At 58.1% G+C, this 248-nt stretch carries 1 protein-coding gene; it reads left to right on the plus strand.

The genetic code is table 11. The annotated features are described in order from the left end of the window. Nucleotides 1–182: integrase core domain-containing protein (locus F7R02_RS26190; protein WP_151210391.1), on the plus strand; the 182-nt coding region annotated here is incomplete at its 5' end. Nucleotides 183–248: the final 66 nt, after the last annotated feature.

Consider the following 248-nt stretch of genomic DNA (forward strand, 5'->3'; position numbering starts at 1 on the left):
TGCTGCACGCGCGCACCGAGATCGAACGCTGGCGACGCGAATACAACGAGGACCGACCCAAGAAAGCAATTGGCGGCATGACGCCGTCCGCTTATGCCCAACATCTGGCAAACACCGATATCATTAAGGAAGCTCTGAACAACGCACCACAGATACGCGACACTACCCGCCTCATCATGTAGAGGATCATCTATGCAGCTGACGTTCGGTGACGCTGAGGGCCTGGGCAAGCGCAAGCAGACCCGGCG

The sequence above is a fragment of the Xanthomonas cissicola genome (assembly GCF_008801575.1).
Lineage (GTDB): Bacteria > Pseudomonadota > Gammaproteobacteria > Xanthomonadales > Xanthomonadaceae > Xanthomonas > Xanthomonas cissicola.